Source organism: Mycobacterium sp. 20KCMC460 (assembly GCF_022179425.1).
GTDB classification, from domain to species: domain Bacteria; phylum Actinomycetota; class Actinomycetes; order Mycobacteriales; family Mycobacteriaceae; genus Mycobacterium; species Mycobacterium kiyosense.
This window is the reverse complement of record NZ_AP025524.1, coordinates 1,517,611-1,542,875: the sequence shown is the minus strand read 5'-3', so window position 1 is coordinate 1,542,875 and position 25,265 is coordinate 1,517,611. Positions and strand designations below refer to the sequence as shown.

General features: G+C 67.9%; 21 protein-coding genes. 6 read left to right on the top strand and 15 right to left on the bottom strand.

Annotation, left to right across the window (positions count from 1 at the left end; all coding sequences use genetic code 11):
- Window positions 1–573: 573 nt before the first annotated feature.
- The 7 genes from MKCMC460_RS07175 to MKCMC460_RS07145 form a co-directional block, all read right to left on the bottom strand.
- Complete coding sequence (locus MKCMC460_RS07175; protein WP_236981287.1) at window positions 574–1,152, bottom strand: pentapeptide repeat-containing protein; 579 nt, start codon at window positions 1,150–1,152, stop codon at window positions 574–576.
- Between the two features lies 1 nt (window position 1,153).
- Window positions 1,154–1,717 (bottom strand): ATP/GTP-binding protein, encoded by a 564-nt coding sequence (locus MKCMC460_RS07170; protein ID WP_370653148.1) that lies wholly within the window; start codon window positions 1,715–1,717, stop codon window positions 1,154–1,156.
- A gap of 1 nt (window position 1,718) precedes the next feature.
- On the bottom strand, window positions 1,719–2,078 hold the full coding sequence (locus MKCMC460_RS07165) for a DUF742 domain-containing protein (protein WP_236981285.1): 360 nt from the start codon (window positions 2,076–2,078) through the stop codon (window positions 1,719–1,721).
- Entirely contained in the window at window positions 2,054–2,485 is a 432-nt protein-coding gene (locus MKCMC460_RS07160) for a roadblock/LC7 domain-containing protein (protein WP_236981284.1), read from the bottom strand. Before MKCMC460_RS07160 ends, MKCMC460_RS07165 begins: the two co-directional genes overlap by 25 nt.
- Window positions 2,482–5,181 (bottom strand): ATP-binding protein, encoded by a 2,700-nt coding sequence (locus MKCMC460_RS07155; RefSeq protein WP_370653087.1) that lies wholly within the window; start codon window positions 5,179–5,181, stop codon window positions 2,482–2,484. Before MKCMC460_RS07155 ends, MKCMC460_RS07160 begins: the two co-directional genes overlap by 4 nt.
- A gap of 308 nt (window positions 5,182–5,489) precedes the next feature.
- A complete protein-coding gene (locus MKCMC460_RS07150; RefSeq protein ID WP_236981282.1) occupies window positions 5,490–7,262 on the bottom strand; it encodes an alpha/beta hydrolase domain-containing protein in 1,773 nt (590 codons plus the stop codon).
- Window positions 7,263–7,371: 109 nt separating this feature from the next.
- Window positions 7,372–7,752 carry a hypothetical protein gene (locus MKCMC460_RS07145; protein ID WP_236981281.1) on the bottom strand — a complete coding sequence of 127 codons (381 nt, stop codon included), beginning with the start codon at window positions 7,750–7,752 and terminating at the stop codon, window positions 7,372–7,374.
- 105 nt (window positions 7,753–7,857) lie between these two features.
- Here MKCMC460_RS07145 and MKCMC460_RS07140 point away from each other — a divergent pair, with 105 nt between their 5' ends.
- Window positions 7,858–8,322, top strand: a complete 465-nt coding sequence (locus MKCMC460_RS07140) for a tRNA (cytidine(34)-2'-O)-methyltransferase (protein WP_236981280.1) — start codon at window positions 7,858–7,860, stop codon at window positions 8,320–8,322.
- A gap of 13 nt (window positions 8,323–8,335) precedes the next feature.
- On the opposite strand, the gene MKCMC460_RS07135 is transcribed toward MKCMC460_RS07140, so the two are convergent.
- Window positions 8,336–8,980, bottom strand: coding sequence for a nitroreductase family protein (locus MKCMC460_RS07135; protein ID WP_236981279.1), 645 nt, complete (start codon window positions 8,978–8,980; stop codon window positions 8,336–8,338).
- 24 nt (window positions 8,981–9,004) lie between these two features.
- Between MKCMC460_RS07135 and MKCMC460_RS07130 the strand changes: the two genes are divergently transcribed.
- Window positions 9,005–9,415: a TIGR03667 family PPOX class F420-dependent oxidoreductase gene (locus MKCMC460_RS07130; RefSeq protein ID WP_236981278.1), complete on the top strand. Its 411-nt coding sequence runs from the start codon at window positions 9,005–9,007 to the stop codon at window positions 9,413–9,415.
- A 3-nt stretch (window positions 9,416–9,418) separates the two neighbouring features.
- Here MKCMC460_RS07130 and MKCMC460_RS07125 read toward each other — a convergent pair whose 3' ends face one another.
- Window positions 9,419–11,839: a plasma-membrane proton-efflux P-type ATPase gene (locus tag MKCMC460_RS07125; protein WP_236981277.1), complete on the bottom strand. Its 2,421-nt coding sequence runs from the start codon at window positions 11,837–11,839 to the stop codon at window positions 9,419–9,421.
- A 133-nt stretch (window positions 11,840–11,972) separates the two neighbouring features.
- A complete protein-coding gene (locus MKCMC460_RS07120; protein ID WP_238305454.1) occupies window positions 11,973–15,263 on the bottom strand; it encodes an error-prone DNA polymerase in 3,291 nt (1,096 codons plus the stop codon).
- A 269-nt stretch (window positions 15,264–15,532) separates the two neighbouring features.
- On the opposite strand from MKCMC460_RS07120, the gene MKCMC460_RS07115 reads away from it, so the two are divergent.
- Together MKCMC460_RS07115 and otsB are read left to right on the top strand one after the other, a co-directional pair.
- Entirely contained in the window at window positions 15,533–16,807 is a 1,275-nt protein-coding gene (locus tag MKCMC460_RS07115; RefSeq protein WP_238305452.1) for a wax ester/triacylglycerol synthase domain-containing protein, read from the top strand.
- A gap of 34 nt (window positions 16,808–16,841) precedes the next feature.
- Window positions 16,842–17,978 carry a trehalose-phosphatase gene (otsB, locus tag MKCMC460_RS07110; protein ID WP_236981276.1) on the top strand — a complete coding sequence of 379 codons (1,137 nt, stop codon included), beginning with the start codon at window positions 16,842–16,844 and terminating at the stop codon, window positions 17,976–17,978.
- Here the strand turns inward: otsB and MKCMC460_RS07105 are convergent.
- The 3 genes from MKCMC460_RS07105 to MKCMC460_RS07095 form a co-directional block, all read right to left on the bottom strand.
- Window positions 17,968–19,074, bottom strand: coding sequence for an NDMA-dependent alcohol dehydrogenase (locus MKCMC460_RS07105; RefSeq protein WP_236981275.1), 1,107 nt, complete (start codon window positions 19,072–19,074; stop codon window positions 17,968–17,970). The two genes, otsB and MKCMC460_RS07105, sit on opposite strands and share 11 nt — an antisense overlap.
- Before the next feature lie 17 nt (window positions 19,075–19,091).
- Window positions 19,092–20,360, bottom strand: a complete 1,269-nt coding sequence (locus MKCMC460_RS07100; RefSeq protein ID WP_236981274.1) for a cytochrome P450 — start codon at window positions 20,358–20,360, stop codon at window positions 19,092–19,094.
- Window positions 20,361–20,472: 112 nt separating this feature from the next.
- Window positions 20,473–21,777, bottom strand: coding sequence for a HAMP domain-containing sensor histidine kinase (locus MKCMC460_RS07095; RefSeq protein ID WP_236981273.1), 1,305 nt, complete (start codon window positions 21,775–21,777; stop codon window positions 20,473–20,475).
- 75 nt (window positions 21,778–21,852) lie between these two features.
- Here MKCMC460_RS07095 and MKCMC460_RS07090 point away from each other — a divergent pair, with 75 nt between their 5' ends.
- On the top strand, window positions 21,853–22,515 hold the full coding sequence (locus MKCMC460_RS07090) for a response regulator transcription factor (RefSeq protein ID WP_236981272.1): 663 nt from the start codon (window positions 21,853–21,855) through the stop codon (window positions 22,513–22,515).
- 11 nt (window positions 22,516–22,526) lie between these two features.
- On the opposite strand, the gene MKCMC460_RS07085 is transcribed toward MKCMC460_RS07090, so the two are convergent.
- Window positions 22,527–22,733, bottom strand: a complete 207-nt coding sequence (locus tag MKCMC460_RS07085) for a ferredoxin (RefSeq protein WP_236981271.1) — start codon at window positions 22,731–22,733, stop codon at window positions 22,527–22,529.
- A gap of 192 nt (window positions 22,734–22,925) precedes the next feature.
- On the opposite strand from MKCMC460_RS07085, the gene MKCMC460_RS07080 reads away from it, so the two are divergent.
- Window positions 22,926–24,338 (top strand): APC family permease, encoded by a 1,413-nt coding sequence (locus MKCMC460_RS07080; RefSeq protein WP_255731252.1) that lies wholly within the window; start codon window positions 22,926–22,928, stop codon window positions 24,336–24,338.
- Here the strand turns inward: MKCMC460_RS07080 and MKCMC460_RS07075 are convergent.
- Window positions 24,335–25,204: a MaoC family dehydratase gene (locus tag MKCMC460_RS07075; RefSeq protein WP_236981269.1), complete on the bottom strand. Its 870-nt coding sequence runs from the start codon at window positions 25,202–25,204 to the stop codon at window positions 24,335–24,337. The genes MKCMC460_RS07080 and MKCMC460_RS07075 overlap by 4 nt on opposite strands.
- Window positions 25,205–25,265 lie beyond the last annotated feature (61 nt).

The window sequence follows — 25,265 nt, the reverse complement described above, 5'->3', positions numbered from 1 at the left end:
CGATAAAAGCGATGTAATTAGATGTGATTTACCTAGGAGGTGCGATATCCGCCGCCGGGAGGAAAAGGTGGCGGCTGCGATGTCGGCGGTCCGGGCGGCCAGGCTTGCGGATAGCCGGGCGGTTGAGTCGGCTTAGGCGCCGGTAGGGATGGCGTGCGGATTGCCATCAGTCGGGGGCCCGCGGCAACGAGAACAGCACTAATCGCCATTCCGATACCGAGAAAAAACAGGGTGGTAGCCCAACTGTCCCGCTCGGCCAGAATTGGAGCACAACTCACCTCCACATCAGTGTTCAGCGTGCCAGTGCCCCCGCCGAATGCGGACCCGCAACTAACCCCCCTCGACGGCGCGAGCGAAATTGACGAGAACCCCAGAATAAGTGATGTGATTAATGCGGTTATGCTGATTACCAGTAGTATTCGGACCGAACTCATTTATTGCTCCCCGATGAATTACCTGCGCTAGCCTTGAATTGTTGTGCGGCCAACATTCCTGTGTAGTCGCGATCTGCCGCGTGACGGTGATTACTCAATCACGTACCCAATCGAACCGCGAATGTCACTCGCGCGGCCCCTACCGCGATCCAGGGCGGACCTCGTCTGAACTCCCGTCCAATCGCAACCCGTGGGCCAGCGCGAATGCCATCGCCTGCGGCACGTCCACGCGCGCGCCGGTCAGCGACGCCGTCGTCCACAGCGACGGGTCGACGGCAGCGCCGCGCAGGTCGGCCTCGTCCAGCCGGGTGCCGATCGTCCGCGCGCCGCGCAGATCCGCGCCCCGCAGCACGGCCTTGCGCAGGTCGGTCTGCACCAGGCTGGTCTCGCGCAACCGGCACCCGCTCAGATCCACCCCGCGCAGGTCGTTGCCGCCGAGCACGGCCAGCGTGAAATCGACCTCGTCGAACGTCACGGGCCGCAGCCGGCACTGCGAGAACACCGAGCCCAACATGCTGCAACCGGCAAATGTGCTGTGCCACAACGTGGTTCGGGTGAAAGTGCAGTTGCGGAAGGCCGACCCGCGGTGTTGCGATTCGGCCAGGTCGACGCCGCTGAAATCGCACTCGGTGAACACCACGCGTTCGGTCTGCAGCCGATTCAGATCGCAGTCGCGGAAATCCTCGCCGGTGAATTCCCGGTCAGTCCATTCCGGCAACTCAGTTGCTCAGGCTGGCCAGCGCGTACTCGCTCACCGCGATCAGCGCGTCGGTGGCCGAGCGCCGGTCGCGGGCATCGACGCTGATCACCGGAATGTAGTCGGGCAGGGTCAGCGCCTTGCGCACCTCTTCGACCGGATACCTTGGCGCGCCGTCGAATTGGTTCACGGCAACCAGGAACGGCAACCGGCGGTGTTCGAAGAAGTCCACGGCGGCGAAGCTGTCCTGCAGGCGCCGCAGATCGACCAGCACGATCGCCCCGATCGCGCCGCGCACCAGGTCGTCCCACATGAACCAGAACCGGCGCTGGCCCGGCGTGCCGAACAGGTAGAGCACCAGGTCGTCGGCCAGGGTGAGGCGGCCGAAATCCATCGCGACGGTGGTGGTCCGCTTGTCGGGGGTCGCCTCGATCATGTCGAGACCGGCCGAGGCGTCGGTGACCATCGCCTCGGTGCGCAGCGGCATGATCTCCGACACCGCACCCACAAAGGTCGTCTTGCCCGCACCGAAGCCGCCCGCGATGACGATTTTCGTCGACGCGGTGTCGTGCCCGTCGGGGCGCACCTCAGAGTGCCCTGAGACCACGCAGGGTCCTTCCTATGAGTTCGTACCGCTCGTCGCGGGTCGAACGGTCGGTCAAGGTCCTGTGCACCCGAAGGTAACCGGCCGTGACCAGATCACCGATCAGGACGCGCGCAACACCGACCGGTAAATCCAGCCGGGCCGCAATCTCGGCAACCGACGGGCTGCTCGTACACAGCTCGGTGATCCTGCCCCGCATGTCGCTGGCCGGCCACGGCCCGGCCCGCAGCGCCTGCACCGGCGCCTCCAACGGCAGGTCGACGTCGGTGCCGGTGCGCCCGGCCGTCAAAGTGTACGGGCGCACCAGGTTCGGCGGCGTCAGCGGTGCGTCGCGTCGGTCCATCGCGGCTCGGGTTCGGCGCGGCGGGACGACTGCACCACATTGCCCACCTGTTCTACCAGGATGGCCATCTCGTAGCCGATCTGGCCGATGTCGCACGACGGCATCGCCAGCGTGGCCAGGTGCGAGCCGTCACCCACGCGCATCAGCAGCAGGAAGCCGTTCTGCATCTCGACCACCGACTGCAGCACCTGCCCGCCCTCGAACAGTTGCGCGGCGCCGGTGGCCAGGCTGGCCAGCCCGGAGGCCACCGCGGCCAGCTGGTCGGCCCGCTCGCGCGGCAGGTGCTCGCTGGCCGCGACCGGCAACCCGTCGACCGACACCAGCAGCGCGTGCGCCACACCGGGGACCTCGCGCACGAATTTCGACACCAGCCAGTCCAGCGGGCTGTAGGAGGATTGGACGGTCACTGCTGCTCGGCCCCCTGCTCGCTGCTGTGCCGGGCCTGCGACCGCCCGGAGCGCACACCGCTGAAATGGCTCCCGATGGAGGCACGGACGGCGTCGGGATCGGGATGGAATCCGCCGTTGGCCGGTTTCTCGGCTGCCTCCGCCGCGCCCGGCACCAGCCGCGCTCCGGGGGTGCGCATCGGCAGGCCGTGTTCGGTGTGTGCCTCGACGGGCCGTTCCTCGGCTTCGGCGGCGGCCGTCCAGCCGCGGTCCCACACCGTTTTCCAGTCCAGGTCCGGGCTTTGCACCAAGTCGTGCGGGTCGCCCATGATTTCCGACAGCATCCGCTGGTAGATGACGTCGTCGTCGTCGGGACCCGACGGCTTGAGGTCCGGCGGTTCGGCGGGCTTGGCGGCCGGCACCGGCTTCGCGGCCGGCTTGGGTGCCTTCGGTGACGGGCGCCGCGCGAAGAAGGCCGACGTGTCCGACGCGGTCTTGGCCGGCTGCTGCGGCGGCGCCGGCGGCGGCTGCGACTGGGATCCCTTCTCCCACCACGGTGTCGGTAGCGGGCGCTTCTGCTTGGACTGCTCCGGCTCCCGCTGCTGCGCGGCCGGGGCAGGCCCGCCCGGCTCGGCGGTGATGCCGCTGGAACCGGGACTGCGGCGCGGCAGCGACGTGACGGACAGCCCGCCGGTCTGTCCTGGCGCGGCCGCCAGTCCGGCGGAGCCCTCCGGGGCGGCGGGCGGAGTGACCTTGAAGAACTGCCGCTGCGGAGGCGGTGCCGGTGCGCGCTGCTGCTGCCCTTCGACCAGGGTCGCCAGCGGCAGGTACACCTCGGCGGTGGTGCCGGTGCCCGATTCGCCGGTCGACGGCCCGCGCAGCCCCACCCGCAGGCCGTACCTGGACGCCAGCCGGCCCACCACGAACAGGCCCATGTGCCGCGCATTCTCCGGTGTCGGGTCGGGGGTGCCGCCGGGCTGCAACCGCATGTTGGCCATCCGCCGGTCGGAGTCGGTCATGCCCAGGCCCGAGTCGGCGATGCGCAACAGCACTCCGCCCTCGCTGCCCCGCACGGCCGACACCTTGACCTTGGTGTTCGGCGGCGAGTAGCGCAGCGCGTTGTCGATCAGTTCGGCGAGCAGGTGGATGACGCCGCCGGCGGCGCTGCCGAGCACCGTGCAGTCGGGTATCGCACCGGTTTCCACCCGGCGGTAGTCCTCGACCTCGGAGACCGCGGCGTTGATCACCGTGGCCAGCGGCACCGGATCGCGCTGGTCGCGACCGATCTGCGCGTCGGCGAGCACCAGCAGGTTGGCGCTGGTGCGGCGCAGCCGCGCGGCCAGGTGGTCGAGCCGGAACAGGTTGTCCAGCCGCTCGGGGTCCTCTTCGTCGCGTTCCAGCCGGTCGATGAGGGCCAGTTGCTGGTCGACCAGGGAACGGCTGCGCCGCGACATGGTCTCGAACATGTCGTTGACCAGCAGGCGCAGCCTTGCTTCGTCACCGGCCAGCAGCAACGCCTGCGTGTGCAGTTCGTCGACGGCGTGGGCGACCTGCCCGATCTCCTCGGTGGTGTAGACGGCCAACGGCTCGGGGACCGGCTCGGCCCCGGCGCGCACCCGGTCGATCTCCCCTTCCAGGTCGGTGTGGGCCACTTTCAGCGCGCCGTCGCGCAGCATCCGCAGCGGCTTGACCAGCGCGCGCGCCATCAGCAACACGATCAGCAGCGCGACCGCGATCGCCGCCAGCACCAGCACGGTGTCGCGGACGGCGGCCGAACGGCGGTCGTCGGCCTGGGCCTGCACCGCCTTGGTCACCTGGGTTGTGGTGTTGTCGATGATCTGCTCGGCGATGTCCTTGGTGGTCCGGATGGAACGCAGCAGGTCGGCGTTATCGACGAGCACACTGTCGGGATCGGACATGATCGCCATCCGGGTGACCATCTGCTGCTGCAGGTTCTTGGCGTCGGGGGAGCCGACCCCGAGCACCTCGCTCATGCCGAACAACGTCGACGGTTCGGTGCCGGCCAGCGTGATCATCGACGTGCGAAGTTGCGGCTCGGGCAGCTCAGCGCCGCGGCTCACCAGGATCTGCTGCAGCGTCATCTGGCCGCGGGCGCCGACGGCCCGGCTCAGGCCCTGCACCTGGGAGCGGATCTGTTCGCTGTCCACCCGCACCGAGGCGTCGATCGCGTCTTCGGCGGTCAGCAGCAGGGGGGCGTAGCTGGTGATCCGGTCGCGCAAGCCGAGCCTGTTGTCCAGGGCCTTGTCCAGCAGCGCCTGCCCGCCGTTGAGCAGCGTGTTACCCCCCGACCGGACGTCGGCGATCACGTCGGTGTCCGCCAGCCGGGCCTGCAGCTCGTACTTACGGGCGCCGAAGTTCGCTTTCGCGCCCTCCACGTCGTGGCCGGTGGAGCTGGCCAGCAACGCCACATCCAGTGCCGACATGTATTTGGTGATCGCGGGGATCACGCCGGCCCGCGCGGCGGCCAGGCGCAGCGCGCTGGAATTGGCCAGCTCTGCGTGAATCCGAAGCGCCCCGAACACCGTCGCCAACACCAGCGGAACCAGTGCGATGGCGAAGACTTTCCATCGGACCGGCCAGTTGCCCAGCGACCAGGACGGCGGCCGTTTCGCCTTCGCGGGGGCGGCAGTGGGCGAGGGTGCAAACTCGGGCGGAACCGCCGCGGCCGGGTTGGCCGGGCGGGCGAACATGGTCACGGCGTCGCGGCCGGGGCCGCTTCTTCCGGTGGCGTCGCATGGAACGAGAGGCTCATGGAACTTCCTGCTGCTCTATTCGCCGGCAGATAGCCGCGAACGTAATGCCTGGCAATCCGACGAGTATGCCAGCCCCCTCGCGGGAAAAGCCGAGCTCTCCTCAATTGTTACGCAGTAGATAAAGTCGCCGGTACCTGGGCCTTACCTGGGCCTGGCACGCCCGCAGCGCGGGCTTGTGCCCCGGCCCTGAAACTGAATCCACGGCGGTTTCCGGGCCCGGAATTGCGGGCCCGGTGCGATGGCCGCAGGGTCTAGGCGGCCGGATAGTCGGCGACGGCCTTCTTGACCACCGACTCGACCTCACCGGCCAGCAGGAACCGCTCGGCGACCAGCCCTTCGGCGGCGGCGCGGACCGCGGCGGTGTAGTGCTCACGGGTCGCGTATCGCTCGGCGACCGAGGGCCGGCCCGGCGCGAAGTCCAGCTTGCTGCCGATGCGCTCGTACATCACGTCGGGCAACTCGGCTACGTAGCGGCGGGCGTTCCAGCCGGTGTAGGCGGCCAGCGGTGCGGCGACAGCAGGCAGGCGGATCCCCGCCACCTCGTTGCCGTCCGCGTCGACCGCCGAGACCAGGTCGACGTGCGACTCCCCCAGCTTGGCGGGCCAGGTGCCGATGCCGCGGTCCGCCTCGGGGCCGAGGTCGACCCGGCGCGACACCGGAAGCCAGGCGGGAGACGGCGTGTTCGCGTAGGCGAAGGTGGACAGCACGTCCTTGCGGGCGATGGCGGTGCCGTCGGCGGTCCGCGGCACCCGGCTGGCGGGGGGCTCGACGCCGTCGACGACCCAGTTCTCCAGGGCGATCAGCAGGGCGCGGGTGACCGGGGTGACGTCCAGGTGGTGCACCGGGTTGGCGGCGGGCAGCGCGTCCTTGATCTTGCTGCTGCCGAAGTGGTCGGTGCCGGCCAGCAGATAGGTGCGCACGTCGGGGTCCTCGGGCAGGTCCTGGCCGGTGTGCGGGTCGACGTGCACCAGCGCGCCGTCACCCTGCCAGTACTCGGTGGAGCTGTTGGTGAAGATCGTCTTGGGCACGCCGCCGAGCTCGCGCTGCCGGGCCAGCAGGTCGGCGTTGCCGTACTTGCCGCGGGTCGCGAAGCCGTTGACGCCGGCGACCGACGGCTGCGCGTAGCGGTGGTTGAACTCGCCGCGGGCGGCGCCGGCGAAGTCGCTGAACACGCCGTCGAAAACCTGCATCCCGGCCTCGTCGACATTGAGGCCGTCGGAAAGGAACTGGCGCAGCAACCGGCCGGCCTGCGAGACGCCGTAGGCGAAGGTGTGCTCGATGCCCCCGGCCCGCAGGTGGCTGACAATGTCGCGGACAGCCAGCAGGCCGCAGCCGGCGACCGGTGCCAGGGCGGTGCGGTAGACCAGCTCGTACCAGTGGAACGGCTGGAATCCACCGTCCAGGGCGACGTGGGTCTGGTCGGTGAAGCGCCAGGTGTCGCGGGGGATGGTGGTGGGCTCGGCGTCGGGTGCGGTGCGCACGGTCAGCACTGCCTGCGGGTCGTCGACGTCGACGGTCGGGTAGTCGGTGAAGTTGAACAGCACGTCGGCGCCGGGGATGGACTCGATCTCGGGGGCGGAGAAGCTGAGCCGGTGCTCGGCGTGGGCGGCGTCCGACCGCCACTCCAAGCGCAGGAAGCCGGGCTCGACGTCAGCTCGGGGGGCGGTGAGTCCCAGGATCGCCGGCCCGCGCTGCACGTCCCACTGCCAGCCGCACGAGGCGATTGTCCAGCCGCGGTCGAGCAGGAAGCCGCCTTTGAGCCAGGGGGCGTTGGTGGGAACGCCGCGGTTGGGCACCACGAACAGCAGCTTGCCGTTGCCGCCGCCGACCGGGCGGGTCAGGCGCAGGTCGGCGTCGAAGCGGACCAGCCCGTCGGCGTCGCGCGGCGCGAGCTTCAGGTCGGCGATGGATTCGTTGGCCAGGTACTCGGGGTCGACGGCGAAGCGGACGGTGGCCTCGACGTTCTCGTAGCGGCTGTCGGCGTGCGGGTAGGTGTTGGTCACCTGGACTGACTCGACGCTCATCTCTGCTCCCCTGTTCGCATTCGCACTTGCTTGGAACAGAGATTCCGGCAACGCCCTTGGAGAGTTCTAAAAGGCGACGGGCGGCGCTACCGTCGCCCGGCACCGTCGACTAATCGGACTTGTCGTCGTCCTTGTCTTCCTCGTCGTCCTCGTCGTCGTCCTGGTCGTCTTTCTTGTGCTTCTTGTTTTTCTTGTCGTGCTTGTCGTGCTTGTCGTGCTTGTCGTGCTTGTCGTGCTTGTCCTTCTTCTCGCTCTTGTCTTTCTTGTCTTTCTTGTCTTCGTCTTTGCCTTCTTCGTCGTGATCGGCCTCGGACAGCTCGTACTCGTCGGCCTTGTCTGCGTACTTCGTCAGCAACCCGGCCAGATCACGGGCCGCATCAGGTGACAGCAAATCCTCGAACAACTTCTCGTCGTCCTCCGAGACACGCCCGAGGTAAACCTCGTCGTCCTTGGTTCCGACGTCCCACCGGCCACCTTCGTGCGGAGCCATGCCATGCCGCCTTTCGACTAGAAACCTGGTTCCTGACGCCCAGCTATCGCGTTGTGTACCCACTTCTGTGCCACCGGCGCCGCCGAACTTTGCCATGATCGACGGATGTTCCGGCTGCTGTTCTTCTCCCCCCGGATCGCGCCGAACACCGGCAACGCCATCCGGACTGCGGCCGCCACCGGCTGCGAACTGCACCTCGTCGAACCACTCGGCTTCGATCTCGCCGAGCCGAAACTGCGCCGGGCCGGGCTGGACTACCACGACCTGGCTTCGGTGACGGTGCACGCGTCGCTCGAGCGCGCCTGGGCGGCGCTGTCGCCGGCGCGGGTGTTCGCCTTCACCGCCCAGGCCACATCAGCCTTCGCCGATGTCGACTACCGGCCCGGCGACGTGTTGATGTTCGGGCCCGAGCCCACCGGGCTGGATGCGCAGACCCTGGCCGACCCACACATCACCCAACAGGTGCGGATCCCGATGCTGGCCGGGCGACGTTCCCTGAATCTCTCCAACGCCGCGGCCGTCGCCGTGTATGAAGCCTGGCGGCAACAGGGCTACTCGGGGGCGCTCTGAAACCGGCGTCCGGTTACCAACTGTTCCAATGCGTCAGACTCTCCGCCGGTAACCGCTTGGCCGGCCGGAAGTCGGTGCCTTTGGTGTAGGCGATCGGGAACAGCCCGCCCTGGCTGTACTGGTCGTAGGGGATGCCCACGATGTCGGCCACCTTGCGCTCGCCGTCGTCGAGCAGGTGCAGCGTCGTCCAGCACGAGCCCAGCCCCCGCGAGCGCAGCGCCAGACAGAAGCTCCACACCGCCGGGAACAGCGACGCCCAGAACGAGACACCGCCCAGCGGCGACCTGTCCTCCCGGCCTTCGATGCACGGGATCAGCAGCACCGGCGCCTCGTGCATGTGCTCGGCGAGGTAGGTGGCCGAGTCGCGGACCTTGCCCATTCGCTCACCCCGGGTGTCACCTTCGGGGTAATTAGCCGCGGGTGAGCTGAGATAGGCGCGCGCATTGGCCAGGTAGACGTCGCCGATGGCTTTCTTCTTCTCCCCGTCCTCGACGAAAACCCATTGCCAGCCTTGCGAATTGGATCCGGTCGGCGCCTGCAGGGCAAGTTCGAGACATTCCATCAACACCTCGCGCGGCACCGGCTTGTCGAAATCCAAGCGCTTGCGCACCGAGCGGGTGGTGCTGAGAACTTCGTCGACGGTCAGGTTCAGAGTCATGCTGTGGAGGCTACCGTTGCGGTCATGAGCGTCGAACTCCCCGAAGAGATTTCCAGCAGACTCAGCTCCGACCACTGCGGCTGGCTGACCACCGTCGCCAAATCCGGTCAGCCGGTGCCGCGACTGGTCTGGTTCTACTTCGACGGCACCGACCTGACCGTGTACAGCATGCCCAGCGCCGCCAAGGTGGCTCACATCAAGGCGCGCCCGCACGTCAGCCTGAACCTGGACTCCGACGGCAACGGCGGCGGAGTCGTCGTCATCGGCGGCACGGCAGCCATCGACGCCGAGGGCGTCGACTGCCGTGACGACGGACCCTACTGGGCGAAGTACCGCGAGGACTCCGACGCCGAAGGCCTGACCGACATGATGGGCAACTTCAGCACCCGGCTGCGCATCACCCCGACCAAGTTCTGGACCACCCCCACGACCTGACCGCTAACGCACTTGTGCGCGGCGGGGATGGTGGTCCAGCCACCTGTAGGCGGCGAGCTTGATCCGGTCGTTGACGAAGAACCACGACACCGCATAGGCCCACACGAGTCCGGCCCAGCGCCACCCGAGTGGAGTCATCGCGACCCCGTACACGGCGATCAAGGTGGCGATGGTTTGCGCTGCGACGACGGCGCCCAGCAACAACCGCGAGGGTGCGGGTCGGGACCAGAACGGACCGCGGGTGCGGGTGAGGAAGATGGTGAGTTGGCCGGCCACCGACAACTTGAGATAGATCATGGTCCGGATCAGGTCGTGGCTGCACCCGAAGACCGTGGTGGCCAGGAAGAAAAGCACGAATGTCGCCACCACGCCTATCGCGCCCAGCACCGTCGCGATGGTCAGCACCACGCGCATGTCCCACTTGACCGGCGTGGATGAGCCGCGCACGTTGTCGTAGGCGATGGACAGGATCGCACCGTCGTTGAGCACCGCCAGAAATACGATCATTGCCGCGGTGACCGGGAAGAAATTCATCAACACCACCGCCAGGGTGATCAGCAGCAGCACCCGGATGGTCTCGGTGATGCGGTAGGTGGCGTAGCTGGTCAGCCGCGCGAAGATCTCGCGGGCCAGCCCGACCGCCGACACGATCACCGACAGCCCGGGTGCCAGCAGGACCACGTCGGCGGCCGCGCGGGCGGCGTCGGTGGCCCCGTCCACCGCGATACCGGCGTCGGCCTGCTTGAGCGCGGGCGCGTCGTTCACCCCGTCGCCGGTCATCCCGACGATGTGCCCACGAGACTGCAGCAGCTTCACGATGCGGTACTTGTGCTCCGGGAAAACCTGCGCGAACCCGTCGGTCGCTTCCATTCGGGCGCCCAATTCGTCGTCGGCGGTCGTGTCGAAGGCCTCGGCATCCATGATCTGGTCGCCGAGACCGACCTGGCGGGCGATCTCGCGTCCGATGGCGACCTGGTCGCCGGTGACCATCTTGACGTCGATGCCGAGTTCTCTGGCAGCGGCGATGGTGTCCGCGGAGTCCGTGCGGGGCGGGTCGGCCAGCGCCAGCACCCCCAGCAGCCGCCAGGAACCGTCTTCGCCGGTTTTCGCCACGGCCAGGGAGCGGTGCCCGTGGCGCGCGAAGCCTTCGACCACTTCACCGACGCGGTCGGTGGCGCCATCGCCGTCGCACAGCGCTGTGATGACTTGCGGTGCGCCCTTGCTGACGCGAAATGCCGGACCGCCGTCCTGCTGCACCGACGCCTCGGTCCGCTTGCTGACCGGGTCGAATGGAATGAACTGATCCACCGTTACCGGCCGTCGCCGGCCCGCCGCCGCGATCACGGCCAGGTCGATCAGGTCATTGTCTTCGGCGCGCGAGGCCAGTGCGGCGCCCTCGAGCAGCTCGACCTCGGATACACCATGGGCGGTCCAGCTGGCGGCGACGGCCAACCGGTTCTGGGTCAGCGTGCCGGTTTTGTCCGAACACAGGATGTCGATGCCGCCGAGTTCCTCGACTGCGGGCAGATGGCTCACCACGGCCTGCTGCCGTGCCAGCTGCCGAGCGCCGATGGCCATCGTCACCGACAACACCGCGGGTAGCGCTACCGGAATGGAAGCGATCGTGACCACCAGCGCGAACTCGAGGGTCTCCAGCACCGGGTTCCCGCGAATCAGCGAGACCACCACCACCAGCGTCACCAACACCACCGCGATCGCGATCAGATAGTTGGCGATTCGCAACACCGCGCGCTGGAAGTGGCTGACGGTCCCCGCGCTCTGCACCAGCGCGGTGGTCTTGCCCATGAACGACGAGGCACCCGTGGTACACACCAGCGCGTCGGCTTCGCCGCGTGCCAGCACCGATCCGGAATACAGGCTGTCGCCCTGTCCGCGGCTCACGGCCAGTGACTCGCCGGTGAGCGCGGACTGGTCCACCTCGAGCCTGACGTCGTCGAGCACTCGCAGGTCGGCAGGCACCACGTCACCGAGCCGCACCCGCACCACGTCACCGGGCACCAACTCGCGTACCGCCACCGTCACCCAAGCACCATCACGCAACACCCGCGCCGAGGAAGCCAGCCGCTGCTTGAGCGCCGCGATGGCATTGGCCGCCTGGTGTTCCTCGAAGTAGGCCACCAGCCCGTTCATCGCCAGCAACACGCCGATGATCGCCGCGTCGACCCAGTGCTGGGCGGCCAGCGACAACACCAACGCCACCTCGATCATCCACGGGATCGGCGCCCAGAAATATCCGAGAAACTCCAGCACCTTGTTGCGATGGCGCTCGGCGATCTCGTTGGGACCGAACCGCTGCAGCCGTTGCTGCGCTTCGGCGGTTGTCAGACCTGATGGGGAGCTGTTCAGTTCGGCCAGCGCCTGCGCCAGCGGCAGGTCGATGAATCTGTCGGGGGGTTCCGGCACCGCGACTCCTACCTGGGCAAATCCTGACCGCCCGTCCGGCGACGCTGACGCTTGAGCGGAACTCGTTGACTACACGTTCGCACCGTCACCGAATGCCGGGTAGGGCCGAACGCCCCCTGTACAACACCGCACGCTAGCGGAAGTCCCGGGACTTCGAGCCGACGGAAAGACTGATGCGACCCAACCGTTCGGCCACGACCGTGATTGCACCACTGGCGTTTTGGACCTGACCGCGAATCAGCAGCGCCGGCGAAGTCTGCGCCAGTTTGCGGTGCCGCATCCACACTCCCGGCGTGCAGAGCACGTTGACCATGCCGGTCTCGTCTTCGAGGTTGACGAACGTCACTCCCTGGGCGGTGGCGGGCCGTTGCCGGTGCGTCACGGCCCCCGCGACCAACACCCGGTCCCCATCGGGCACCGACCCCAGCTCCGCCGCCGGTATCACCCCCAGCGCGTCCAGGTCTGCCCGCAGGAACTGCGTCGGATAGCTGTCCGGGGAGACCCCGGTGGCCCACACGTCGGCGGCGGCCAGTTCCAGCTCGCTCATCCCCGGCAGCACCGGGATGTGCGACGACGACCCCACCCCCGGTAGCCGGTCCGGCCGTTGGGTGGCCGCCGCCCCGGCCGCCCACAGCGCCTGCCGCCGCGACATCTGAAAACAGCCCAGCGCCCCGGCCGTCGCCAACGCCTCGGTCTGCGGCACGGAGAGCTGCAGGCGGGTCGTCAGGTCCAGCAGAGAAACGAACGGGCCGTTGACTTTTCGCTCCTCGACCAGTTCCTCGGCCAGGTCGTCGCCGATATGGCGCACCGCGCCCAGGCCGAGGCGCACCTCGGTCCCGGCGTTCTCCAGCGTCGCGGAAGCCAGGCTGGCGTTCACGCATGGGCCGTGCACCAGCACGCCGTGCCGGCGCGCGTCGGCGACCAGCGATTGCGGCGAATAGAAGCCCATCGGCTGGGCACGCAACAAGGCAGCGCAGAACGCCGCGGGGTGGTGCAGCTTGAACCACGACGAGTAGAACACCAGCGATGCGAACGACAGCGCGTGGCTCTCGGGGAAACCGAAGTTGGCGAACGCATGCAGCTTCTCGTAGATCCGGTCGATCACCTCGTCAGGGGCGCCGTGCAGAGTGCGCATGCCTTCGTAGAATCGGCCGCGCAGTCGTTGCATACGTTCGGTCGAGCGCTTGGACCCCATGGCACGGCGCAGCTGGTCGGCCTCGGCCGCGGAGAAGCCGGCGCAGTCGACCGCGAGTTGCATCAGTTGTTCCTGGAAAAGCGGCACCCCCAACGTCTTCTGCAGCGCCGACTCCATCGACGGATGGTCGTATGCGACGGGATCCAGTCCGTTGCGCCGCCGGATGTAGGGGTGCACCGACCCGCCCTGGATGGGCCCGGGCCGGATCAGCGCCACCTCCACCACCAGGTCGTAGAAGACCCGGGGCCGCAGCCGCGGCAGGGTGGCCATCTGCGCGCGCGACTCCACCTGGAACACCCCGACCGAATCGGCCCGCTGCAGCATCTCGTACACCGCGGGTTCGGACAGGTCGAGCCGGGCGAAGTCCACCTCGATACCCTTGTGCTCGGCGACCAGGTCCCGCGCATAGTGCAGCGCCGACAGCATGCCCAGGCCCAGCAGGTCGAACTTCACCAAACCGATTGCGGCGCAGTCGTCTTTGTCCCATTGCAGGACACTGCGGTTCTCCATGCGGGCCCATTCCACCGGGCACACGTCGGCGATCGGACGGTCGCAGATAACCATGCCCCCGGAATGAATGCCCATGTGCCGCGGCAGATTCCGGATCTGATTCGCCAAATCCACCACCTGCTCGGGGATGCCTTCGATATCGGAAGGCTGCCCCGACCAATGGTTGATCTGCTTACTCCACGCATCCTGCTGCCCTTGCGAAAAACCCAGGGCTCGGGCCATGTCGCGCACCGCGCTGCGGGCGCGGTAGGTGATGACGTTGGCGACCTGGGCGGCGTAGTCGCGACCGTACTTGTCGTAGACGTATTGGATCACCTTCTCGCGCTGATCGGACTCGATGTCGATGTCGATGTCGGGTGGCCCGTCGCGGGCGGGCGACAGAAATCGCTCGAACAGCAAGTCGTTGGCGATCGGGTCGACGGCGGTGACACCCAGGGCGTAGCAGACCGCGGAGTTGGCGGCCGATCCCCTGCCCTGGCACAGGATGTCGTTGTCGCGACAGAACCGGGTGATGTCGTGCACCACCAAGAAGTAGCCCGGAAATTGCAGTTGGGCAATGACTTTCAACTCGTGCTCGATCTGGATGTACGCCTTGCGTGCCCGCTCAACAGGCCCGTAGCGGTCGGCGGCACCTCTCATGGTCAGCGCCCGCAGCCAGCTGTCCTCGGTATACCCGTCGGGTACGTCGAACGGCGGCAGCTGCGGCGCGATGAGCGCCAGGCCGAACGCGCACTGCTCACCGAGTTCGGCGGCCGCGGTCACCGCTTCGGGGTGCTGCGCGAACAGCCGGGCCATCTCCTGCCCGGAGCGCAGATGCGACCCGCCCAGCGGGGCCAGCCATCCGGCGGCGGCATCCAGGGATTGGCGGGCCCTGATCGCACCCATCGCCATGGCCAGCCGGCGGCGCGACGGATGGGCGAAGTGCGCACCGGTGGTGGCCACGACACCGACCCCGAACTGCGGGGCCAACCCGGCCAGCATCGCGTTGCGCTCGTCGTCGAGCGGCTGGCCGTGGTGGGTCAGTTCGACACTCACCCGTTGCGCGCCGAACCGGTCCACCAGGTTGGCCAGGGCACGGCGCGCCGCGTCGGGCCCGCCATCGTAAAGCGCTTGGCGCACAGCACCTTTCCGGCATCCGGTGAGAATGTGCCAGTGGCCGCCGGCAGCTTCGGTCAGCGCGTCGAGGTCGTAGCGCAGCGTGCCCTTCTGACCCCCGGCAAGATGCGCCGCAGCCAGCTGCCGGGACAACCGTCGGTACCCTTCCGGGCCGCGAGCCAGCACCAACAGATGCGGGCCCGGCGGGTCCGGCTGTTCGGTGCGGGCCTGGCAGCTCAACGAGAGTTCGGCACCGAACACCGTGCGTACATCCAGTTCAATGGCGGCTTCGGCGAACCGCACCGCCCCGTACAGGCCGTCGTGATCGGTCAGCGCCAGCGCACGCAGATCCAGCCGGGCGGCCTCCTCGACCAGTTCCTCCGGCGTACTGGCCCCGTCGAGGAAGCTGTACGCCGAATGCGCATGCAATTCGGCGTATGCGACGGCGGAGCGGACCCGTTGCCCGTCCGGTTTTGCTTTATATGAGCCGCGTGTGTGTGACAGCGGCCCATCCAGGGACGGATCGGGCGGTCCGGTAGGTGCCGGCCCGCCGGCATGGCGCGGCTTGCTGTCGAGAACCCGCTCCATTTCCGCCCAACTCGGCGGACCGTGATACCAACCCATGACCCGATGTTATCGAACATTTGTTCGACTGTCGAATGGCCGCCCGCTCCCGCCTGCTGCCGGGGACCCGCGGCCGGAACATCTTTTGAACGTTGCCGAAACAATTTGCGAACAACAGCTCTCGGTAAGCCATCTGCGCAGTTAAACGCATCTTTATCCAGAAAACACACTGTTAACCTGCCAGGCCTACCGATGCGGCCGCCCCAGACCGATACTGGTACAACTTGAAAAAGCAGGCGGGGCCGGGGGCGAGGGGCTGGGGGCAGGGCATGGCGCAACTGACGACGACGGACGCGGGACCCTGGGGGAATCCCGGACCAGACCGGCACGCGAGCATGGCGATGGGAGCCGCCGCCGTCGTCGCGGGGCCGGCTCCCGGCAACGACCGAATCGCGACTTTGCTGGCCGAACGCTTTGAGCCGGGATTCGAACCGGCCCGGCATGTGCAGCGGGTGGCGCTGCCGCAACCCGGCGACGACGCCGACTTGTTCCGCGCCATCGCCCACGCCTTGGAGCGCCCCCTCGACCCGGCCCGCCCGTTGTGGGAGTGCTGGATCATCGAGGGACTGCGGGGCAATCGCTGGGCGATCTTGATCAAAGCCCACCACGGCATGACGCCGGCCGCCCGTCTACTCGCCCAGCTCTGCGACGGTAGTGGCGACGATGCTTTTACCAATGCCGTTGCCCTGAAACAGGTTTCACCGTTGGCCCGGGAAAGCTGGCCCAGTACCCTGCTGCGCGCTCCGTTGAACGTCGCCAAGGCCGCGGCCCGGGCCGTCAGCGACGCGACGAGCGGACTCGCCGCCGCGGTCGGCACCCTGGCGACGTTGACCTCGCCGGTCGGCTCGCAGAACACGCTGCGGCATTACCGCACGGTCCGGGTCTCCCGCACCACCGCCGAAAGCGTGGCCCGCAAGCTCGGGGTCGGTCTCGACGACGTCGCGCTGGCAGCGGTCACCGAGGGCTTCCGAACCGTACTCGCAGACCGCGGCGAGCAGCCGCGAGCCGATTCACTGCGCACTGTGGGATCCGCACTGTCGCAGCTGCCGGTGCATCTTCACGACCCCGTCATGCAACTGCGGGCGGTTCACCATGCCACCACGCAAGGCCTCCCGGCGCCAGCCGAATACTCTCCACTTGCCTTGTGCAATAAAGTGATTCAGGCATTCACCGGCACGTCACGCAACGATGTGGTGACACTGGCCACCCATGGGCGGGGGCCGCGGCAACCGCTGACGCTGATGGGCAGGCAGGTCGCAGAGTTGCTGCCGATCCCGCCGACCGCCCCCGAGCTCAGCACCGGGGTCGCGGTGCTCGGCTACGGCGACGAGTTGGTGTTCGGCCTGACCGCCGACTACGACGGCGCAGCCGTGCTGGAGCAACTCGCCACGGGCATCGAAGCGGGTATCGCCCATCTGGCGGCACTCACCCAGGACTCGGTCGTACTGTTCGAACGACGGCGCAGGCGGCCCGCCCGGCCCCTGTCCAACGGCGCGGCCCGGTGGCGGCCGTCGGCGCAGCCGGTGCGAGCGCGCCGCCCCTGAGCCCGAAGCTGGCCCACCGTGAGAGGGTGGGTCCATGTCGGTCACCATCGATCCGCGACGAATCGACGCAGTCCTGTTCGACGCGGCGCTAAAGCCCACCGAGACGATCGAGGAGCGGCTGCGCGAGATCCGCGTCCAAACCGCCCAGTTCACCTCCGATGACCCCGCCCTCGAGATAGCCGAACAGTTGGGTGTGCGCGCGGGGCGCTGCGCCGTCGTCGCGGCAGACGCCTCCGGTGCCGACGCCGCCCGCGCAGCCGGATTCGCGTTGGTGATCCGGGTCGGCGGCGACTCCGGCGGCGCGGACGCGGCGGTCACCGATCCCGGCGACATCGGCGTCCGCACCGGGGACAAGCGCATCTCCGAGCTGCCCGATGCGCTGCGCACACTGGGCCGGGTCAGCGGTTCACCGGCGGTGTTCTTCGACTTCGACGGCACCCTGTCGGAGATCGTGAACGACCCCGACGCGGCCAGGCCCGCCCCCGGGGTTTCCGACGCGCTGCAACGGCTGGCGGCGCGCTGCCCGGTGGCGATCCTCAGCGGTCGCGACCTTGCCGACGTGTCCAAACGCGTTGGCCTGCCGGGCATCTGGTACGCCGGCAGTCACGGCTTCGAGCTCACTGCGCCGGACGGCACCCACCACCAGAACGACGAAGCTGCGGCCGCCGTACCGGTACTGGAGCAGGCCGCCGCCGAACTCCGCGAACAACTCGGCCCCATACCGGGGGTTGTGGTGGAGCACAAACGGTTCGGTGTGGCGGTGCACTACCGCAACGCCGCGCGGGATCGGGTCGGTGAGGTGTCCGCGGCGGTGCGTACCGCCGGCCGGCGCGACGCGCTGCGGGTGACGACGGGGCGCGAAGTCATCGAGCTACGCCCAGATCTGGATTGGGACAAGGGAAAAACCCTGCGCTGGGTAATGGAGCACCTGGGATCGGGAAAGGGTCCGTTGGTGCCGATCTACCTCGGTGACGACATCACCGACGAGGACGCCTTCGATGCGGTCCGCGCTGACGGCGTGCCGATCATGGTGCGCCACAACGATGACGGCGACCGTGCCACCGCCGCCGAATACGCCTTGGAAAACCCGGCCGCTGTCGCCGAGTTCATCCTCAGACTGGCAGGTCAACTCGAAACCAGCTCGACACCGGGCAGCGTTTCTAGAACCTGATCAACCCCCGCAGGTTGCGGCCGCTGTGCAGATCCTCGTAACCCTGGTTGAGCTCGTCGAGCTGGTACTCACGGGTGATCAGCTCGTCGAGTTTGAGCCGGCCGGCTCGATACAGCTCCAGCATCCGGTAGATGTCGACGCGGGGACTCGAGGAGCCGAATAGGCAACCGCGAACCTGCTTTTCGTACAGGGTGAGGTCGAACAGCGACATGTCAACGACGGTATCCGTCGGGTGCGGGATGGCGGTCATCACCACCCGCCCCCGTTTGCCGACCAGGCTCAGTGCCTGCGCGACGTAGGCGCCCTCGGCGCTGTCGGTGGTGACCACACAAACATCGGCCATCTCACCGCGGGTCATCTCGGCGACGAGCGCCTGCGCCTCGGCGACGTCGGCCGTGACATGTGTCGCACCGAACCGCAGCGACTGCTCCCGCTTGAACGCCACCGGGTCCAGCGCGACCACGTAACGCGCGCCGGCGATCGACGCGCCCTGCACCGCGTTGATGCCCAGGCCACCGACTCCCATCACCACCACCGTCTCACCGTCGCGCACCTCGCCGGTGCGCACCGCGGCTCCGTAGCCGGTCGTGACACCACAACCGACCAGGGCCGCCTTGTCCAGCGGAATGTCCTTGTCCACCTTGACCACCGAGGCGATCGGCACCACGGTGTACTCGGAAAACGTTCCCAGCACGCACATTTGGCCGATGTCATGCCCGCGGCCGTGGAATCGGAAGGTGCCGTCGAGTTGCGGGCCGGCCATGATGGCGGCCCCGTACTCACACAAGTTGGCCATGCCCTTGGCGCAGGCGCGGCAGCGCCCGCAGGCCGGGATGAAGCTGAGCACCACGTGGTCACCCGCCTCGACCTCGCTGACTCCCGGCCCCACCTCGACGACGACGCCGGCGCCCTCGTGCCCGCCGACCACCGGCAGGTTCATCGGCATGTCCCCGGTGACCAGGTGATCGTCGGAGTGGCACAGTCCGCTGGCCACGAGTTTGACCAGCACTTCGCGTTCCTTGGGCCCGTCGAGTTCGAGCTCTTCGACTTCCCACTTCTGGTGCAGTCCCCACAGGACAGCGGCTTTGGTTCTCATGCGATCTTCCTTCCAGCTCAGCGCTGCTCGGGTGTCCAGGTGGCGGGCAGGCTGTTGATGCCGTTGATGAAGTTGGCCACCTGGAAATGCGGCTCGGGCGCGGAAATGTCGGGGATGCGGGTGTAGACCTCGGTCAGCAGTGAGCGCAGCATGGTGCGCGCCAGTGCCGCGCCCAGGCAGAAGTGCGGGCCGCCGCCACCGAACGCGATGTGCGGGTTGGGGTTGCGGAAGATGTCGAATTCGAACGGGTTGTGGAAGACGTCCTCGTCACGGTTACCCGAGATGTACCAGAGCACCACCTTGTCGCCGGCTTTGATGTCCGAGCCGCGCAGGGTGATGTCCCGGGTGGCGGTGCGCCGCATGTGCAGCAGGGGCGAAGCCCACCGCAGGACTTCCTCGACGGCCAGGTCCACCCGGCCCTCGACGTCGGCGACCAGCAGGTCGCGCTGTTCGGGGAACTTGGAGAAGGCGTGGATCGCCTGGGCGGAGGCGTGCCGGGTGGTGTCGTTGGCGGCCACGGCGAGCAGGGTGAAGAAAGCCTTGAGCTCGTCGTCGCTCATTTTCTCGCCGTCGAATTCGGCCTGCACCATCCAGCTGACCAGGTCGTCGGCCGGGTGTGCCCGCCGTTCGGGAATCAGCACCGATGCGGTCTCGTGCAGGTCCAGCACCGCGCCGGCGAACAATTCCAGAGCGGTGCGGTCGCCGCGCACCTCGGGGTCGGTCCAGCCGAGCAGCCGTTGCGCGGCGCTGATCGTCTTCTCGTGGACCTCGCCGGGCGGCAGCCCGAAGAAGCTGGCGAAGATGCGGGCGGGCAGCTTGACCGACACCAGTTCCACGAAATCGCCTTCGCCCAGGTGGGACATCTCGGAGATCAAGTCGCGGGCGTGACCCTGGATCCAGCCCTGCAGCCGACGCAGGTTGCGCGGTTTGAATGCATCCATGGTGATGCCACGCAGCTGGGTGTGCCGCGGTGCATCCATCGCGATGAAGGACTGCGCGATGTGGATCATCTCCGGCGGGAAATCCTCCATGGTGATGCCCTGGGCGGAGGAAAAGATCTCCGGATGACGGCTGGCGAAGCGGATGTCCTCCTGCTTTGTCAGCGACCAGAAACCCTTGGTGTTCTGTTCGGCCGGCAGCAGGTCGGAGTCGGCGGGCCGGCTCCACGGCACGGGGTTCTCCCGGCGCAACACCGCGAAGGCTTCGTCACGCTCCTCGTGCGGGCGCGCCCAGAAGTCCTTGTCGCTCAGGTCGATGTTTCGGTAGGTCGGGGTGGCGGTCGTCATTGCGGGTCCTTTCAGGCTGTGGCCAGTCTTGGTCACCGGGCCGCGCGAAAGTGGAGCCCTGCGGGCCAACCCACGGCCCGCACGGGCCACGTTGTCGGCGCCTGGATGCGGCTCAGCTCACCGGAATGGCGATGGACGCCGTCAGGCCGCCTTCGGCGCGGGTGGCGAATTGCACTGTGCCGCCGAGGGCTTCCACGATCTGGGTAACGATCCACAACCCCAGACCGGCGGTGCCGCGGCGGTCCGAGAGGCTGACGAACTTATCGGTCATGGCCTTCAGATCCTCTTGCGGCACGCCGGGTCCGCGGTCGAGCACCGACACCCGCAACTGACCGCCGCGACATTCGCACTCCACGTCGATGGGGCGTTCGCGGCCGTGCCGGGCCGCGTTCTCCAGCAGGTTCGTCAACACCCGGCGCAGGCCCTGGGCGTCCACCTGGATGGGCGGTATCTCGCCGATCGTGCTGACCTGCAGTCGCGGCGGCCGGACTCCGGCCGCGTCACCGGCTTCGGCGACCAGATCACGTAGATCCACCCGCCGCACCCGGCCCGACGAGAACGCCGGCTGCCTGCTGAGGTTCACATCCGACAACGCGTCGAGCATGTCGGACAGATGTCGGGCATGCCGGCCGGCGAGTCGAATCGCGGCGTCACGGTCCGCCGGCGACATCGGCGTCGAGTCGGTCAGCGCACCCGCCAGCGCGTCCAGCGAAGCGACCGGCGTGCGGAACTCGTGCAGCACCACCTGCAGACCTTCGCGCTGGGCCGCATAGGAGCGCAGCAGCCGGGCGCGCAGGTCCCGTTCTTCCTCCGCCGCGGCGTGCTCGGCCTCGGCTTCCACCAGGGCACGCACCCGCGACCGGTGTTCGCGTTCGGCCAATACCGACAGCCCGCCGCTGAGCACCGCGACGAACACCACGTACAGCGCCCACCACATCCCTTGGACGAGCCCGGACAGTGCCGTCGGTCCCGTCGGCGCCGGCAGCAGCACCACGACCAGGTAAGCCATCCCCAAAACCACCGAAAGACAAAGGCATTCAAGAAATCTCAGCCGCGCCGCGGAGGCGATCACCACCAGCACCAGGACCAGGGCGACCGGGCTGGCCCCGCCGCCGGTCAACCAGATCAGCGCCAAGGTGAGTACCGCGTCCAGCGCCGACACCAGCCAGCCAAAGCGGGTGCGACGGACCTCGGCGCGGGGGTGGGCCATCAGCACGGCGGCGTAGCACAGTGCCACGGTCAGCGCCACGGCCAGTACGACTACGTACCGGCGCATCCAGTCCGGCCCGACCGCGACCAGGATGCCGATGGACACCACCACCGCCACCCGCACCGCCACCACCACGCGGGCCAACCCGTACCCGTCGGTGTCCCCGGCGGGGACCAGCAGCGCGCCCATTCGTCGCAAGGTGGTCACCGGCACGACCCTAGCCAGCGTCGCCAGGCACCGATATAGCTCACCTCGCCGCTCGGTGGAGCTACGATCCGGCGGGTGAACCACAAGCCGCTGGTGGTGGTGATCGTCGACGACCACGAACTGTTCGCCGAAGGTTTGCAGCTGCTGTTGACCCGGGACTGGGGCGAGCAATTCGTCATCGGCGGGCGCACCACCTTCGTCGAGGAAGCGTCCGATCTCGTCGGGTCCTGCCACGCCGATATCGCGATCGTCGACCTGTCGATGCCGCCACTGGGCGGCGTGGCGGCCATCCGCCACATCAAGGCCCGCCATCCCCGGACCAGGATTCTGGCCCTGTCCGGCACCGGTGACCCGCAGTTGGCCGAGGACGCACTGCGTGCCGGTGCCGACGGATTCCTGTCGAAGACGCTCCGCCCCGAGGCACTGGTCGGCCCCCTGCAGACGATCGCGTCGGGGTTGCGGGTGCTCGATCCGATGCTGCTGGACTCGTTGCTGTCACACACCCGCAAACCCGCTGCGGCGCTATTGGATTCGCTGACACCGGCGGAGGTCAAACTGTGGACGCTGGTGTCGAGTGGGATGGAAATGGCAGACATCGCCACCCGGATGGTGGTCTCGGAGCGCACCGCCAAGCGGATGGTGGCCTCGCTGCTGCACAAACTCGGCGTCGGAACCCGGATCGCCGCTGCCGCCCTGGCCGGGCAGTGCGGCATCCTCGACGACCCAGCGGCCGGATAGGCACCACTGAACTATCCGGTGCCAGGCCGATCGATACGCAACGCCTGGGCCGGACACATGGCCGCGGCACGCACCACAGCGTCGTACTCACTCTCGGGTGGATCGGGGTCGAGGATCACCACCTGGTCGGAGCCGTCGGGCAGGTCGAAGACGTCGGGCGCCGCGAGCAGGCACTGACCGTGGCCTTCGCACAGGTTGTAGTCGACGGTAACGTGCATGGCTCCTCCAGATTCGCCGCTCAACCCGAGTATCGGCGCTGTACTCCCCGCAAGGCCTGGGCCGCACGCGCCAAGAATGGCCTGCGCGGGCCAGCCGTCGGCGGGCATCTCGCGGCACAGTTCCACACGCGTGGTACGAACGGAGTCGACCAGCCCTGACCCCGGGCCGGCAACGGTCAAGGAGGGCACGCGATCCGCAAGCTCGGCTTCCGCAGCGTCGTCATGCTCGGGATCAACGCGATCATCGGAGCGGGCATCTTCCTGACTCCCGGCGCGGTGATCAAGCTCGCCGGTCCCCTGGCGCCGCTGGCCTACGTCCTGGCCGGGTTGTTCGCCGGCATCATGGCCATGGTCTTCGCCACGGCCGCCCGATACGTCCGGACCAACGGCGCCTCCTACGCCTACACCAATGCCGCGTTCGGGCAGCGCCTGGCCATCTACGTCGGCGTCACGCACGCGGTGATCGCCTCGATCGCGTGGGGTGTGCTGGCGTCGCTGTTCGTCTCGACGCTGTTGAAAGTCGTTTTTCCACAGCGACATTGGTCTGAAGATACAGAGTTGTTCAGTGTCAAGACGCTGACCTTCCTGGGCTTCGTCGCGGTGTTGTTGACCATCAACCTGTTCGGCAACCGGGTCATCCGGTGGGCCAACGGAATATCCACACTGGGAAAGGTTTTCGCGCTGTCGGTGTTCATCCTGGGCGGCCTGTGGATCGTGGCGGCCCAGCACGTGAACAACTACGCCGACGCGAGCGCCCCGGATGTCTATCGCCCCGCCCCGTACGCGCTGCTGGGTTTCGTCGAACTGGGCCAGAGCACGGTGAGCGGCCTGGTCCTGGCCACGGTGGCGGCGCTGTACGCCTTCACCGGTTTCGAGTCGATCGCCAACGCCGCCGAAGAGATGCACCAGCCCGAACGCACCCTGCCCCGGGCCATCCCGCTGGCGATCGCCGCCGTCGGGACCGTCTACGTGCTCGCGGTGACGGTGGCGATGCTGCTGGGCTCGGACAAGATCGTCGGGTCGCGCGACACCGTGAAACTGGCCGCTGCGATCGAAAACGACGCGTTGCGCACCATCGTCGTGCTGGGCGCCCTGGTGTCGATGTTCGGCATCAACGTGGCCGCCTCGTTCGGCGCGCCACGGCTGTGGTCGGCATTGTCGGACACCGGGACGCTGCCGGTGCGACTTTCCCGCAAGAACCGGTTCGGGGTTCCGATGGCGGCGTTCGGCGTTACCGCGGCGCTGGCGCTGGCGTTTCCGCTGGCGCTGCGTTTCGACAACGACAACCTGATCGGGCTGGCCGTGATCGCCCGGTTCATCCAATTCATCATCGTGCCGATCGCGTTGATGGAACTGGCGCGCAGCCCGTCCGCCGATCACGCCGATGTCCGGCGAAACCTGTTCACCGACAAGGTTTTACCGGTGGCGGCGGTACTCATCTCGGGCGCGCTGGCGGTGTCGTTCGACTACCGCACGCTGGTGCTCACGCCGCAGGGCGGTGCGAACTATTTCTCGATCGTGCTGCTCGCGCTCACCTTCGTGGCGGTGCCCGCCGCGGCCTACGTGCACTACTACCGATCCGCGGACCGGACCGAGTCGAGCTAATCGCTGTACTCCACCTCACCGTCGTCGAGCACCACGCGCGCGCCCAGACCTTCGGCACCCGAGGCTTCGGTGCGAAACAGGGCCTTGCCCGGCTCGGTCTTCCAGATCGAGGTGGACAATGTCTCGCCGGGGAACACCGGCTTGGTGAACCGGGCGGCGATCGAGGTGATGTTGGCGGCGACGCCGTTGCCCAACTCGGCGACCAGGGCGCGGCCCGCCACGCCGTAGGTGCACAGGCCGTGCAGGATCGGCCGGGGGAAGCCGGCCAGGTTGGTGGCGAACCAGGGGTCGCTGTGCAGGGGGTTGCGGTCCCCGGACAGCCGGTAGATCAGGGCCTGGTCCTCGCGGGTGGGCAGGTCGACCCGCGTGTCGGGTTCGCGGTCGGGGAATTCCGGTGCGGCGGCCCGTTCGCCCTTCTCGCCGCCGAACCCGCCCTCGCCCCGGATCACCAGGTTGGTCAGTGTCTCGGCCACCACCGTCCCGGTGTCCGGGTCGGTACCGACACCGCGCAGCATCAGCACGGCGTTCTTGCCTTCGCCTTTGTCCTGGATGTCGACGACCTCGGTCGCCACCGACAGCTTCCCCGCCGGCGGCAGCGGCGCGTGTAGCCGGACGGTCTGCGAACCGTGCAGCAGCATGGCCCAGTTGAACGATCCGACCTTGCCGGCCGCCGCGAACGCGGGGCAGCAGATCACCGCGTAGGTCGGCAACACCTGCTGCGGGATGTCGTGACTGTTCTCGGTGGTGAAAGCCAATTCGTCGAGCCCGGCGCCGACTCCGATCGCGTACAGCAGGGTGTCCCGGTCGGTCCACTCGAACAGCTGCGGTTCGGTGGTCGCGCCGACGGCCTTGGGGTCGATCGCCATGCAGGTCTCCTTGGTTGCTGGACGGGTCCCGAAATCACTAAATCACGTCATTTGTGTGACC